This is a genomic window from Micromonospora sp. WMMD964, assembly GCF_029581455.1.
In the GTDB taxonomy this organism is placed as follows: domain Bacteria; phylum Actinomycetota; class Actinomycetes; order Mycobacteriales; family Micromonosporaceae; genus Micromonospora.
The window spans coordinates 5,630,916-5,644,848 of the sequence record NZ_CP120860.1 but is presented as its reverse complement, the minus strand read 5'-3'; the positions used below and the strand labels follow the sequence as shown (position 1 = coordinate 5,644,848).

Below are 13,933 nucleotides of genomic sequence, written 5' to 3'. Positions count from 1 at the left end.
GTGCGGCGAAGCCTCGCCGGCATGCTCGGCCAATTCGTCAACACACCGAGTCAGCGTCCGGGCAAGTCGCGACATTGGTGCGCGAGCCAACCCGCCGTGATCGGCATCGCGAAGCCGCAACTACATTGCGGGCCAGCACGCCCGATCCCTACGATCTGCCACGTGACTGATCGCGAGCGCACCGGCACAACAACAGCCAACACGCGCGAGTGGCGGGACGAAGAGGGTTGGGGAGTCGTCGACTCACCCGATACGCCAGGCGGGTGCTGGGTGCACTTCAGCCACATTGACATGCCCGGTTACCGCGCCCTGACCCCGGGACAGGCAGTACGACTCGACTGGGAATCCCCTGGCCAGGATGGCTACGACTACCGCGCCGTCCGCGTCATTCCGTAAACCCAACAGCGAGCCGACGCCCCCGAACGCCAGGTCAGGTCCAAGGACACAATGACTCGCCCTCGCACGCCGAACCACGCTCTGCTCATCGCTGGTCATCTACATAACTAACCCCGCTGCCGTACTAGATGAAGTCAGCTCAGCGGCTAGAATCGTGCGAGCCTCAGAGTTGCGCTGAGCTTCATCGGCGGTGGGGCAATGGGCTGTGTCGCCCCTCGGACACAAACCATTGCCCCACGGTGCGCGCTGAGATCCACTTCAGCGCGCACCGTTTGCGTTTCCGGTTGGTAGTTCAGCCGGAGGCCGAGTTGCCGGTAGACCTCGGCCTTGTCGGCGGGGTCGGCGTCGCGCAGCACGGTGGTGATGTCGCCGAGTGCGGTCACCAGGGGGGTGATCTCTGCTCGGCTCATCCGGGGTGGCACCCGGAATGGTGCGTAGTTCGGCTTTCCGCGCGGGCGCGTTCGGCCTGGGTTTGGGCGATCCAGGCGGTGACCACCGCTGGGTCGGGACAGGAGCAGGGGGATGCGCGCTCGCCCGCGTCCCCCTGCTCGCGCTTAGCTCGGCAGCCTCATTGACTACTCCGGCAGTTGCATGGGTCGGCCGCAGCCGGGGGCGGCGGACAATTTCGTCTGGGTCCAGCCGGCCGGGTCGACGAGCGGTCCGAGCTCGGTGATGTCGCTGCCGGAATTGTTTTCTGGGTTCTTGTCGAAGTAGACGGTCACCTTGCCGGTGTCCTTGTCCCGGGCGTAGTAGAGGCCACTGCCGGGTGAAAGCAGGTGGCTCAGGTTCGACCACGTGTGACCGAGCGGCCAATCGTAGAACGAGTTGACGCCATTGATCAGGTAATTGTGCAGCGTGCCGTCCGTGGTCTTCGTTCCGATGATGTGCTGGTTGGCGCTGGCGGCGAGGGTGTTCAGCGTGAAGCCGGTGCCGATCGTCATCGAACCGGTGATGTCGCCGCTCACGGGCTTGCTCGGGTAGATCGTGTAACGCTGCAGAGATCCGGCGGCGGTCACCGCGTGTAGGTAGGAGCCGTGGTAGGCGAGCTGGGTGAAGCCCGTCCAGCGCGAGCCGATTGCCACCGGGGCGCCGAAGGTGAGTCCGGTGGTGTTGTTGGTGATGTCCACTCGGTAGAGCGGGCCGGCTGGGCTGGTCATCAGCACCGTGTTGTCGTTGAGAGTGGCGATCGCGAGCGGGGCGAAACTGAGGGGCGCGTTCGATGTCAGGCGCCGGACGACCGTCCGGGTGTAAGGCTCGATCAGCGTATAGGTCAGCCGGTTGTCGGCGTTGACGCCGTAGAGCGTGACCTGCGGATCGCAGTCGATCGCCGGGCCCGCCGGCATGACCGCGTTCGTCGAGGTCTGTACGGCGGAGATGGTGCCGTCGAGGAAGTCGCCGACGACGCCGTTGTTCTTGACCGCGCCGACGCGGAAGCTGCCGTTGGCGTCCGGCGGGTAGGGGTTCTTGGGGTTGGGTTCGGCGGAATAGGTAGCGCTGGCAGCCGGGACACCGTCGATCTTCAGGAGCAACCGCCGTGTGGCGCGTTCGTAGTGCACCGCGATATGGGTCCACGTGCCGAGCCGGGAGGTCTCCGGCGCCGTGCTCACCGTGCTCCAGGTGGGCGGGCCGTTCCTAGTCAGGATGCCGTCGAGTACGGAGAACCGCCACGACCGGTCGCTGGCTTCCGGCCACAGCCGGTAGGCGGGGTGGTTGGCATAGCCGCTGTCCTGGGAGATGACCGTGCCCCCGAAGGCATCGAGCTTCACCCGCACGCTGAGGGTGAAGCTCGCCAGCTTCGACACCGCGGGCTGTGTGGAGGCCAACGAGCCGGAGACGCCGTCGAGGGCGACGGCGGGGGTCGTCGAGTCGCCGGTCGTCCACGTGGCGCCGGCGGTCGCGGTCAGCGGCATCGGAGTGCCGTTGTGGACGCTGTCGCCGACGGTCAGGACTTGGGTGCCGTTGGTGGCGTCAGCCGGCATATCGGTCAGCGTCCAGGTGTGCGCCGCACCAGGGTAGGTGGTGGTGATGGCACTGACCCAGGTGGGCAGGTCATCGACCCGGGCGCCGGTGACTGCGGAGCCGGCGCCAGTGACGTCTAGACAGCCCTCCTGGCCAGCCTGGCTGAGCACTGCGGCGACCTTGCCGCCGACCAGGACCGGTGCGCCGGCCATGCCCTGGCAGATCTGCGGACCGGTGGGTGCGGACAGCGTGGTCGCGGTGGTCGCGGAGAACGTGACGTTCGCGATGCGCTGTGTGTCCGTCAGTCGATCGGTTGCGGTCTGCCCGAAGCCGACCGCCGGCACTGATACACCCGGGATCGCAGGCACGGTGGCGACTGCCAATGGGGTCACGCCGTCCACGGCGGTGACCAGGCGGGCCAAAGCCACGTCGCGGCCGGGTTGGGGGCTGACCCAGTCGACGGCGACGACGCCCTTGCCGGGAAACACCGCCCGGCTTCCTTCAGGTGCCTTCGCTTCGTTCACGACCGGCGCGACCGGGTTGTCGGCAAAGCAGCTCGCGGCGGTCAGCAACCAGCGGGGCGAGACGAGGGTAGCGGTGCATTGCCGATCGAGAGTCGTGATCTTTCCGACGGCGGCTTGGGCGCCGCTCACCGGTGCCATGCCGTCGCCGGCGCGGAGCTGCACCAGCATCGTCGGTGACGCTTCCGGGTCGGCGCCCAGGCCGACCTGGGTGGAGCCGTCCGGATCAACCTCGACGGAGATCTCCTCGCCGTCATCCGCGACAAGATCGGCGATCACCTCGTGACCGGTGTTGGGTCGTTGGCCGTCGCCCCGGATCTCGTATACGCCGGGCACCGCGAGGGTGAGCCAGCCACCCGTCGCGGTGACCTTGAAGCAGACCCGGCCGATTCCGTCGGCACCGATCGTCTCGTCGGTGGTATAGATCTTCAGCAGGCCGATGTCGCCTGTCGGCGGGCTCGCACAGTCGGCCAGAATGATATGGCCGTCGCCGGCGATCAGTCGGACGTTCTGCTCGGCGAGGATCTCTCCGGCGCCGGGATAAAGCGAGTCGTCCACGAGAGACGGTGCGGGTACGGCAGCAGCAGTGGCCGACCCGCCTGTGCCGAAGATGCAGACTGAAGCTGAGACCGTTGTGGCGGCAGCAATTGCCGCCCATCGCCGTAATCCGACCATGGCTACGCAAACTCCCCCGTGTATGAAGCGAGCCTCCAGAGATGAGGTTGGCTCACGGAAGGTAACTCTCCGCGTCGAAACCCGTCAAGATTAGTGCAGTCAATATGTCAAGCGCGCAAGATGTCGCTGCTCCGTCGAATGTCCGGCGCGACTGCGTCGGGAGGGAGGCGTGTTCGACGGGGCCGCCCAATTAGGAAAAGACCGCATCGGGCCAGGCCCGCGCGGAGTGGGCGGCCTGCTCCAAGCAATCGCTTCGGCCAGCCCTGGCCCAATGCCTCGACAGACATCATGCTCGCCTCACCTTCAGCGGCCCCGGTTTTTGCACGGCTTCGCTCTTGCCATCTCTCGATCCTTCCTAAATGGGGAGTTTCTACACGAACGCGGGATTTTCAGGCGACGCGGCCCTGGCTTGGGGTCGATGTGGACAAGGGCAGTCCTCGCTCCCAGCGGACGGCTCGGTGCACAGCCGTGGTGCAGATGTCCTCGCCGACCGGCCATCGTGCTGTGTCGATCTCGCGCGCATCCGGCAGAGAGTGGTTAAGGTCAAGGCGGGGGTTGCCTACGTCAATTTCTTGACTGTAAGGAACGGTTGCGTCCCACGAGCATGTTCACCTACGCTTGGGGCGCTCCTTGGTCGCAGGACGGCCGAAAATTCTGATAACAGCAGGTCAATGCCTATCGTGCCGGACGGGTGGCCTGTAGTTCGTGGCGATGATTCCTGACGGGGGAAATCACATGGCCCATTTTATTCGGTGCGCAGGGTCTGCTCATGGCGACCTCCATGTAGGCCGCGTCGATCGACGCCTGTGCCGCAACGGTCGCCAACGTTCCTGACGATACGCCCGGGTGGGTCAGTCATCGACTGCTGCAGCTATCCGAATGCCGGGAAGATCAGGCGACGAACGTCAATGGATTCCCGCTGATGCTGGCGTGTGACAACGGTCGTCGGTCCCCCATCGTGGTACCCGGGCCCGTCAAGGCCTCCTCCTCGTGGCTCCGGCACGCCGTATTGAAGTGGATGACGGCGGCTGGCTAAGCCACTTCTCGCGTTCCATCCTCCCTGACCGCACGCCACGAAGGGTCCACTAGGGCCCTCACTGCCGAATCGACGTTGCCGAACCGCGGCCTCAGCCGCATCGAGACACTTGCCCACGGGGATCGGAGTCGCAGTGAAGTTGCCATCTGAGGTGTTCCTGGGCCGGCGACTCCGACACGTCGGTAGGCGTGGTCCGATCGCCATGCTCACCGCGGTGACACTGCTAGCAGGACTCCTGCAGGCCACCCCGGCGACCGCTGCGGCCGAACAGGAGCCAACCAGTCCCAATCGGTCGATGGTGGTCGCCGCATGGCGATCCGGCGGCGCCCAGGTGCGATTGGCCGCCGAAACTGCGCTCGTTGGCTCCGACGACCAAATTCGCGACTTCCTCGACGACGGCTGGCAGTCGGCCCAGGCAACTGATGAGCGGGACGCGATCGCCGGTGTCATCGGAGAGGCCGGCCCGTCCGTGCGGGATGCGGCTAATCAGGCGCTGGTGGCGGCCGAGGCTGGTAATCCGGCGGCGATCACGGCCTTCCTGGCTGAGGGATGGCAGGGGCCGTCGAACATTGACCTACGGGTGTCGGTCAACCGAATGATGGTCGACGCCGGGCCTCAACTTCGCCAGGTGGCCCAGCAGGCACTGGACTCCGAGGACCCGACCGTGCTGCGGGACTTCCTCGAATCCGGCTGGCAGGTGCAGTGGCTGACCGACCAACGGCTGCGAGTCAACCAGGCAATGTCCACCGGCGGACCACAGGTCCAATCCGCCGCGCAGCGGGCCTTGGACCACGGCACCCCGGAGGCCCTGGAAGCGTTCCTGGAGTACGGGTGGGCGGTCGCGTCGGCGCGAGACGAGGAAACCGGAACATTGGTCGGGCTTGTTGCCCAGGCCCAGGCCGCCGGAGAACTCGCAGCACAGGAAACCCAACATGCCAATCAGGAGGCGGCACGGGCGAAGGCTGCCGCCGATGCGGCCCGTCGAGCGGCCAGCGAGGCTGCCCAGGCGACGGCGGCTGCTCGGAACAACATGACGCAGGCGGCAGCCCACGCGAAGCGCGCTGCGGTGGCCGCGGAGAAGGCGGCACAGGCGGCGAAGGTGGCGGTGCAGGCTGCGGCTGCGGCGAGCAGGGCTGCCCGTGCCGCCGCCTCGGCTGCGTCCCGAGCCGCGTCGGCGGCGTCCCGTGCTGGTCAGGCGGCTGCGAGGGCATACAGATCAGCCGCCGATGCAGCGCAGGACGAGACGAAGGCTGCGGACGCACGACGAGCCGCAGACACGGCGAATCGGATCGCCCAGGAGGCCGACAGCCTCGCGGACAAGGCTCACGAAGCGGGCCAGGCGATCGAGCAGGGCCTGGCTGCAATCGAGGCCGCAAAGTCGGCAGCCAACCACGCTCGACAGGCCGCCGACGCCAACGACGAGGCCGCTCGGCACGCGGGAAGTGCAGGCGCGGACGCGTCCGCCGCGATCGCGGCGGCACAGCGGGCACGGGCCAACGCCGATCGTGCGGCGCGTGCGGCGCAAGCGGCCGAGAGGTACCTCAGGGTCGCGATCAGTTCAACGTTCGCGGCGAGGGACGCGGCCCGCCAGGCGGCAGGGAACGCCCGAGCCGCCGCCAGGGCTGCGATCGAGGCGGCCGAACACGCCGGTGAGGCCGCCGAAGCAGCACGCCGGGCCACCGAATACGCCATCGCCGCGACCGCAGCGGCACAGGCTGCGGTGGACACCAGCATCCACGCTCTCACCGTGTTCGAGGCGGCCCGGGAGGCTGATGCCGAACGGCTCGCGGTGGCGAGCGGTCAGGGGCTGGAGTTCGCGAGAGCTGCCAATGCGGAGTACGAGAACCAGCAACGCGCGATCGACTGGGATGTCGAGCAGGCGGCCCAGCGCGACGCGGAGACCAACCGACTGATCGCAGAGGCGCAGAACCCGGCTACACCTCCTGAAGAGGCGGCGACTGCCGGGCGCCGAGTCGCGCTTGCGTTAGCCAGTGCCAGGGGCACCTGGACCCGGGAAGCCGCCCTAGCGGCCCTCGAGAGCAGCGACGAGCAGGTGCTTGAGTTCGTTCGCACCACCATCACGAAAGCCGCCGGCAGGGATGACCGCCAAGTCGTGATGAATCTCGCGGTCAGCGACAACGCGGCGCTCTCGGCAGCGGCACTGACCGCGTTGGCGGGAAGTGACGCGACGGTGACGCATTTCCTGCGCACCCAGAACTACCCCGGCCGTTACGCCCGAGACCGGACGGCGGTCAACCAGATCCTCGAGTCGGCCCGCGGGACCGGCGACGTGGTTCTGATGCAACGGGCACAGGAGGCGTTGGACGCCGAGACCCTGCCCGCTCTGCGGGACTTTCTCGACACCGGCCAGTACACCGCTGCTGCGATCGGCGAACGGGTACGCGTCAACAACATCCTCGCTCACCCTGCCAGCGGGCCGGAGATCAAGGCTGCCGCCCAGATCGCCCTGGATGGACCGCCGCCGGGACTGCGGCAATTCCTCAGCACCGGCCAGTACCTCGCTGCGGAACGAGACCACGACAGCGCGGTGCACGTCGCGGTGGCCGGCGGACTCGTCGAACAAATCAACCAGATCGCCGAAACCGCCGTACAGAACGCCTTCGAAGCACAGGCATCAGCAGCGCAGGCGCGTGGCGACGCCGAAAAGGCCGCAGAGTACGCCAACCGGGCGATCGCCTCGGCAACCAGAGCCGCCGAATACGCCACCCGAGCAAACGGCTATGCCAACCAGGCGGCGCAGTCAGTGGAGAAGGCCGCCACCGCCGTCGCCACCGCCAAGAACGCGGCCACCAGGGCCAACTCCTCCGCCCGAAGCGCCATCCGGTCTGCCACTTGGGCGATCACCTCGCATCACACCGCCGTCAAGTACGCCGCGGAGGCGAACGCCGCAGCCACTCGCGCCTACGCGTCAGCGGTCAGGGCTGGCATGGATGCCGAAGCCGCGGTAGCCGCTGCCCGCGAGGCTTACGAGGCGTATGACAGGGAGAAGCATGCCGAGATCGCGCACTGCCACACGGCCTGGGCCTCTGGGCCGGCCCTGACGATCGAGCGTCTACTGCGTGACGAGGAAGGGTCGTGGTTTCGGAACTGCGCACGGAATGTCATCGCTGATCCGGTCGAACTGGCCACCCGCGGTTACACCAACGAGTCCCTCTGCGGTGTGCATCCGGAGGGTAGCCGGCTTTACGACAACTGCCTCGACCGGGTACACAACCCCAACTTCGGGGCGATGGAGCCGCTGTTCTTCCTCACGGAGTCGATCAAGGGTCTGACTGCGACTCTCGTCCCGCTCGGGATCATCGCCGCTGGCGCATGCCTGGCCACGCTCGTCTGCGGAGCGGTGGCGGGAACGCTTCTCACCCTGGCCGACGTCGGCCTCAACCTCCACCGTCTCATCAATGGCGACCAGTCACTCGCCGGCACCCTGCTCAACCTTGGCCAGGCGGCGCTGGAGGCCCTGGTCATCATGGGTATCGGTAAGTTGGTCGACGTTGGCTTCCGGAACATCAGAGCGCTGTACATCACGACCCAGAACGCCAAGCGTGCGGAGAAGGGCCTGTGGGAGACCAACCAAGCCCGCGTGCGGCTGGTGATGCTCAATTGGATCCGAGGTTGCAGCGGTCCCGAGGTCAACGCCGCCTCCGGTAGATCCGGACAACTCGACAACGACCGGCCAAGTCGAATCATCGCTGCTGACACCCACCCGTTTTGGATGCCGGATCATCAGCCGCGGGCCGCCACCGCTGAACTGCCTGCGGGGCAGTGGCTACGCACAAGCTCCGGCAGCTGGGTTCAGGCGGACAGGGTCGCGCCTCGGGCGACAAAGGCCTTTGTCCACAACTTCACCGCCGCCGACGACGCCCACCACACCGGCGCGAACCTGGCACCCGTCCTTGTACAGAACGACAGCTGCTTCTTGCGACTGACGGACCTCGGTGCAAACTGGTACCGGACGCCAGCAGGGCTGAACTACGGGCCGGGCAGCGAGCACGGCCATTACATCCTCCATGTGCTCGACCACGCTTATCCCAATCCCGCGAAGTCGCTTCACACGGTGTTCCTGGCCGAGCCTAGTGAGATCCTCAAAATCGTTGACGAGGCATGGAATAGACGTGACGGCAGCATGCTGATCGAGATTGATGACCGAGGCGATTCGTGGTGGGCGATCTCCATGGGACGACAGATCGGCACCGCCGGCGAACGGCATATCTGCCTAGTGGTCAGGGACATCGATCGAGTTGTCACCGCATATCCCATCGCCAACCCGGCAAAATGCCGACGCGACCCCAAGTCGGTGCCATGAGTCACGAGAGCCAACGTCTGGCCTGTCCCGCCTGTGGACAGGACTGGCAGATCTGGTACCGAGTCCGAAGCGACGGATGGTCGTTCCTCCTGTGTGCCGAGTGTGAGTCGGTCTGGTTGCCCGAAGACGATCGACACGGCCCCGCGAGCCGCTATCTCGACAGCCTCTTCCCGTCCGGCCAGATGTACGACGCATGGAGCCTCATCGAACCGATTGACCCACCGGATCAATGTTAGGAGGGCGCGGAGAAGGTGTGGGCCAAGATCGCCCATCACGAGGCCCACGGCGCGGGCGAGGAAGAGGTGCAGGACGAGACGACACTGTCTCACCAGACGCCCGAAACCCCGCTCTGCGAATGATTCCCGCCTGGGGGACGTCAGCGAACAACAGGCTGAGCTGGTGACCTCTTCGGCGCGCCCGAAGAGGTCACCACCATAGCTAGACTTGCGCGAGCTTCAGAGTCGCGCTGAGCGTCATCGGGGGTGGGGCAATGGGTCGTGTCGCCCCTCGGACACGTTATTTCCCCACGAAGCGCGATTTCTCTTCGCGTTTCGAGCGATCCCCGTCCCGTTGGACGGGGATTTCTGCTGTGCGGGTCAGGACGGTCGTCGGGGCGGTGAGTGGGAAGACCGCCCGGTCAGTTTCGGTGGTCCAGGCGTCGTTGTCGCAGACGATGATCATGTTGTGGAGCCGTAGGTAGCCCGCGACGCTGTCTGGATCCTGGTCGCGCATCGCCGGGTGGTGCCGACGCAGGCTGCTGTCGTGTCGGATCCTGTCCAGAAGATGGTCCTCACCCAGATGCGTGCCACGAGCAGATCGGGGTCGCCTGCGGCCGTACGCCGGCCGAGGTCCCACAGCGGTCGGAGGATGCTCTTGCCCGGGATTTGGCGTTCGCCGGCCCCTTTGGTGGGCGACAGGAGCCGCAACTCCGCGCGGACGATCCCGTGGATGCTCTCCCACCGGCCCTCAGTGGCACCACGCGGCAGCGTCGGGGAGCCACATCAGCTCGGCGCTGCCGATCAGCAGATCCCACCAAGCGGTCGGCGGTCGCCATCGAGGTCTCTAAGGAGGTCGAGCGCGATCTCCCCCTCGTCGTAGTCGAGGTACTCGCGTACGTCCGCCACCGTCACGCCGGCCTCGTTGACGACATCAGCCGGGACCATGCCTGCAGCCCGAGCGAGCAGATCGGCAACATCCACCCGCGGATTATTCAACGTCGCCGCAGCATCCGCCCGGGGTTACGTCGTGATCGACATGGGCGGCAGTTCCCTCGCCGGGGGTGGTACGCGGAGGTTGGCTCGAGGTTGTCAGGGCTGGTTGTCAGCCGCTGACGTTGATAGCCGACGCCGGACCGCCGCTTGGTGGAGGGGGAGTGCGACGGATGCCACGTCACTGACGACGGAGTCCAGCAGTCGCTGAACGCGTGGCTGCTGGCGGGAGACGAGTCGAATGTCGTCGATGATCATCGCCAGGATGGTGTCGTACGAGATGCTCCGCATCTGGGCGCGGACAGTGCCGTCGTCGTCGCGGACGATGTGGGTCGGGTCGGGACGGGTGGCGAGCCGGCGAAGGAGGTCGTGTGCTTCCTGCACCGCGCGTACGGCGGTGGTGACGTCGTTGATGCCGGGGGACAGCGCACGTTCGGCGATGTCGGCGAGCTGGCGGAAGCCGAACCCGAGGTCCTGGCCCGGGGTGCGTTCCACGCCGATGGTCACGCCCTGTTCGGCTGCGTCGACGGGCACCGGGGAAGGCGTGGCGCCAGCGGTCCGGTGGATGCGCAGCAGCGGTGCTCCCGCGACGACGAAGTCACCCGGTGTGGGCACGACGGTGATGGTGCAGTCGTGCTCGCGGGCCAGCCACGCGAGGAGGGCAAGGTCGACGTTGCTGACCATTCCGGGTGCCGAGGCCGGCACGGTCTGTGTCAGCTCGCCGAGGGCAACGACCTGGGGTTCGTCGGGCGGAGGGAGTCGGGCGATCGACCGTCGGGTCTGTGCGCCGATGGAACCGATGATGTGTGACACCCGCATCACGGTGGTGATGTGGTGCAGGTAGTAGATGAAGGTGGCGCTGCTAACCAGGACGAGCGCTATCGACACCGCCAGGGACAGCTCGGGCAGCCCCTGGTTCGCCTGGTCCGGTAGCGCGGCCAGTACCACCATGGCGAACAGGAACGTCGCGACGAACGTACCGAGCGTCGCCTGGATGGTCCGGTCCTGCAGGAAGGTCCGCAGGACGCGGGGGGAGTACTGGCTGCTCGCCAACTGCAGGGCCACGACCGTGATGGAGAAGACCAGCGCGGTGAAGGAGATCATCGCCGTGATGATCGAGGACAACAGCGACCGCGCGCCGGCGGGGCCGCTGGGCACGACCCCTCCGAAGGGGAGATTCAACTGCAGCTCCAGCGCCGACAGGCCGATCGCCGCCACCACCGCGCCGATGGAGAAGAGCGCCGGCACCAGCCAGAAGCTCTCCCGTATCTCGGCCAGCCGCGCGGCGGCCGTACGGGGCCGGCTCACGGTGCGCAGCTCATCGTCATCACAAGGTCATCGTCGCGCACACCCGAATGTCGCGCGGGCTGTCCGCTGATGTCGACAAGGGGCCGGCGCATCGTCGCCGGCCTGGCGCACAACACGGTCGTCGGGGACCGGTCGTGGGCGTCGGCGCATGAGCTCGACGACGCGTTGACCCGCTATCTGGTGTTGCCGCTGTTCTTCCTGCTCGGCGTCGAGGTGCCGTGGCGTGCGTGGCGCGAGTTGGGCTGGCCGTTGGTGGCGTTCGTGGTCGCGGTGCTGGTGCTGCGTCGACTGCCGGTGGTGCTCGCGCTGAAGCCGGCGCTGGGGCTGCCCTGTCTCGGTGTGGTGTTCCTGGGGTGGTTCGGGCCGGTCGGCGCTGTTCGATCTGACCTACAGCCGGGACGGGGGGTACGGGATCCTCGGCCGTGGGCTGCCGGGAGTCTGGTGGTGGCGGCGAGCACGGTGGTGTACGGGGTGACGGCCATGCCCGGTCGTCGCTGGTACGCGCGGCGGTCGTCGGTCTCCGGTCGTTGACAGCGAGGGAACGTTCGAGACCGCTACCGGTGGTCGGCCGAGGTGGCGGCGGCTGGTTTCATCGGGTGGGGTGAGTGGATGGTGATGTCCTGGGTCTCCGATGCCACCCGGATGCCGCTTTCGGCGAAGCGATCCAGCACCCGCCGGGTGACCTGGTCCTTGACCTGACGGGCGCCGCGCACCGGCACCACGAACCGTGCCGACAGCTCGATCCAGTTCGAGGTGGCGCGGACGAACACGCGGGGATCGACTTCCGCCTCGGCAGTGGGGTAGCGGTGGCGCATCGCGTCGATGGCAGTGCGTGCCTCGGCTGTCGAGGAGACGTTCTGGGCTTCCTCGCACAGGATGCTCTCGGCGAGGTGCCAGTCGGCCTCGTAGGGGATGGGCAGCGTCAGCTCCTCCCACAGGTGGTCCAGGACCATGCTGCTGTTGTAGACCGGTGTGCAGAACACGAAGCGGTTCGACAGTGAGACAACCCGGCCGGTGTACTGGCGGCCGCGGATCCAGGATTCCGGGTCGGTGGACGAGCCGCTTTCCAGGATGCGGGTGCGCAGGGGGGTGATTTCGAGGACGTCACCTCGTACGTCGCACATCTGGATCCGGTCCCCGACGCGGTACTGCCGGCCGGTGATGATGCTGATCCATCCGGCAAAGGCGCCGATGACCTCCTGCAGGGCCAGCGCGAGACCGACGCCGAGTAGTCCGACGACCAAGCCGATCCGGCCGGCGAACGGCTTCCACAGCAGCGCCAGCGCGAACAGCAGCACCATGACGGTCAGGTAGTGCGTCGCCTTGCGCAGGTAGTAGCGGTTGGTGGTGTCCTTCACCCGCAGGGTGGACAGGCGCCCGGCCAGGGCGGCGATGACGAAGGCCAGCACGATCAGGACGATGCTGGTCACGAGGCGACCGCTCACGCTGCCCGTGTCCCAGAGTGCCTCCAGGAACCGCTCCATGTTGCTTGCCCATCGTCCTCGCAGGCGACCCGTCGGTGCGTTTCTGTCGCGTCAGCCTCACCATAGGCAGCCGCTGTCCGCGGATTCTTGGAAACGGCCGGTGCGGGCTGGGGCGGCCGGGCGCGCCCGGCTCGGCGATGCGACGTGCACCTCTCCGCGGCACGCAGAGGATCGTCACCAGACGGTCAACTCCCGGGCGACGAGCGCGCGCCCGCCCTCGAAGGCCCGGTACGGTCCCCGCGGCCCGAGGTGGTAGCGGCCGGTGAGGTCGCCGTGGGAGAACCGGATCACGGTGCCCTCGACGGTCACCAACTGCGGCGCGGCGGGCACCGACGGGCCCGTCGACAGAACGAGCAGGGTCCCGTCGGTCAGGTCCACGTCGCGGACGACGAACGCGCTTTCGGTGATGACCGTCTCGACGGTCGCGGTCACGGTGAGCTGGTCGCCCACCTGCGCCCGTGCGACCGTGCCCGGCGCGGTGGTGGGCGTCGGCACGGGACTGGGTTGCGGCGCTGCGGGCTCGTCGGTGCAGCCCCCGGCGAGCAGGACCACCGCCGAGAGGGTTGCCGCTGCTGGGCGCACCCAGCCATGCCTTCTGCTCATTCGTGGTTCCTCCGCTCCGTCGTACCGCCTCCGCAACGAAATTCCCTGGCATGTGGCGGCACGACCCCGAAACCGTGACGGTTTGGTGACGATCGACCTCATCGGGCCTCGCCGCACCGAGCCAGGGCCGACGCCACAAGACGACCGGGGACGGTCCGTGGCGGCTTGCTGCGTCGCAGCGGACATCAGCCGCCGTGATCGCTGCCCTCGCGTTCGACGATCGGTGGTGGCGGTGCGTCGGGGGTCAACGGGGCGGCGACCGGTGCCGGACCGGTGACCTTGTGTCCGTTGCCGAAGTCGAACGTGACGGACGCGGTCTGTCCCGAGTGCAGGGACTCGTCGAGTCCGAGGAGCTGGAAGTGCGCGACCATGCGGGCTAGGTGAGCCTACGAGTGTTGACACTGTCCCTGATGGCCAGC

At 67.2% G+C, this 13,933-nt stretch carries 11 protein-coding genes; 3 read left to right on the top strand and 8 right to left on the bottom strand.

What is annotated here, in order from left to right; translation table 11 throughout:
- Positions 1–162: 162 nt before the first annotated feature.
- Positions 163–396: a cold shock domain-containing protein gene (locus O7616_RS25750; protein WP_282304379.1), complete on the top strand. Its 234-nt coding sequence runs from the start codon at positions 163–165 to the stop codon at positions 394–396.
- Positions 397–542: 146 nt separating this feature from the next.
- Here the strand turns inward: O7616_RS25750 and O7616_RS25745 are convergent, their stop codons facing one another.
- Positions 543–806, bottom strand: coding sequence for a hypothetical protein (locus tag O7616_RS25745; RefSeq protein ID WP_282304378.1), 264 nt, complete (start codon positions 804–806; stop codon positions 543–545).
- Between the two features lie 165 nt (positions 807–971).
- Positions 972–3,434 (bottom strand): trypsin-like serine protease, encoded by a 2,463-nt coding sequence (locus tag O7616_RS25740; protein ID WP_282304377.1) that lies wholly within the window; start codon positions 3,432–3,434, stop codon positions 972–974.
- Positions 3,435–4,801: 1,367 nt separating this feature from the next.
- Here O7616_RS25740 and O7616_RS25735 point away from each other — a divergent pair.
- A complete protein-coding gene (locus O7616_RS25735) occupies positions 4,802–8,911 on the top strand; it encodes a hypothetical protein (protein WP_282304376.1) in 4,110 nt (1,369 codons plus the stop codon).
- A gap of 516 nt (positions 8,912–9,427) precedes the next feature.
- Here the strand turns inward: O7616_RS25735 and O7616_RS25730 are convergent.
- The 3 genes from O7616_RS25730 to O7616_RS25720 all read right to left on the bottom strand — a co-directional run bounded on the left by O7616_RS25730 (position 9,428) and on the right by O7616_RS25720 (position 11,427).
- Positions 9,428–9,643, bottom strand: a complete 216-nt coding sequence (locus tag O7616_RS25730; protein WP_282304375.1) for a hypothetical protein — start codon at positions 9,641–9,643, stop codon at positions 9,428–9,430.
- A gap of 287 nt (positions 9,644–9,930) precedes the next feature.
- A complete protein-coding gene (locus O7616_RS25725; RefSeq protein ID WP_282304374.1) occupies positions 9,931–10,110 on the bottom strand; it encodes a hypothetical protein in 180 nt (59 codons plus the stop codon).
- Between the two features lie 108 nt (positions 10,111–10,218).
- Positions 10,219–11,427 carry a DUF2254 domain-containing protein gene (locus O7616_RS25720; protein ID WP_282304373.1) on the bottom strand — a complete coding sequence of 403 codons (1,209 nt, stop codon included), beginning with the start codon at positions 11,425–11,427 and terminating at the stop codon, positions 10,219–10,221.
- A 69-nt stretch (positions 11,428–11,496) separates the two neighbouring features.
- On the opposite strand from O7616_RS25720, the gene O7616_RS25715 reads away from it, so the two are divergent.
- A complete protein-coding gene (locus O7616_RS25715; protein WP_282304372.1) occupies positions 11,497–11,958 on the top strand; it encodes a cation:proton antiporter in 462 nt (153 codons plus the stop codon).
- A 23-nt stretch (positions 11,959–11,981) separates the two neighbouring features.
- On the opposite strand, the gene O7616_RS25710 is transcribed toward O7616_RS25715, so the two are convergent.
- The 3 genes from O7616_RS25710 to O7616_RS25700 form a co-directional block, all read right to left on the bottom strand.
- On the bottom strand, positions 11,982–12,911 hold the full coding sequence (locus O7616_RS25710; RefSeq protein WP_282304371.1) for a mechanosensitive ion channel family protein: 930 nt from the start codon (positions 12,909–12,911) through the stop codon (positions 11,982–11,984).
- 174 nt (positions 12,912–13,085) lie between these two features.
- Positions 13,086–13,514 carry a hypothetical protein gene (locus tag O7616_RS25705; protein WP_282304370.1) on the bottom strand — a complete coding sequence of 143 codons (429 nt, stop codon included), beginning with the start codon at positions 13,512–13,514 and terminating at the stop codon, positions 13,086–13,088.
- Between the two features lie 185 nt (positions 13,515–13,699).
- Entirely contained in the window at positions 13,700–13,885 is a 186-nt protein-coding gene (locus O7616_RS25700; protein WP_282304369.1) for a hypothetical protein, read from the bottom strand.
- Positions 13,886–13,933: the final 48 nt, after the last annotated feature.

Coding starts and splice junctions, on each gene's coding strand:
- O7616_RS25710 (WP_282304371.1), bottom strand. CDS start 12,911: ATGGAGCGGTTCCTGGAGGCACTCTGGGACACGGGCAGCGTGAGCGGT.
- O7616_RS25745 (WP_282304378.1), bottom strand. CDS start 806: ATGAGCCGAGCAGAGATCACCCCCCTGGTGACCGCACTCGGCGACATC.
- O7616_RS25700 (WP_282304369.1), bottom strand. CDS start 13,885: ATGGTCGCGCACTTCCAGCTCCTCGGACTCGACGAGTCCCTGCACTCG.
- O7616_RS25705 (WP_282304370.1), bottom strand. CDS start 13,514: ATGAGCAGAAGGCATGGCTGGGTGCGCCCAGCAGCGGCAACCCTCTCG.
- O7616_RS25715 (WP_282304372.1), top strand. CDS start 11,497: ATGTCGACAAGGGGCCGGCGCATCGTCGCCGGCCTGGCGCACAACACG.
- O7616_RS25730 (WP_282304375.1), bottom strand. CDS start 9,643: ATGCGCGACCAGGATCCAGACAGCGTCGCGGGCTACCTACGGCTCCAC.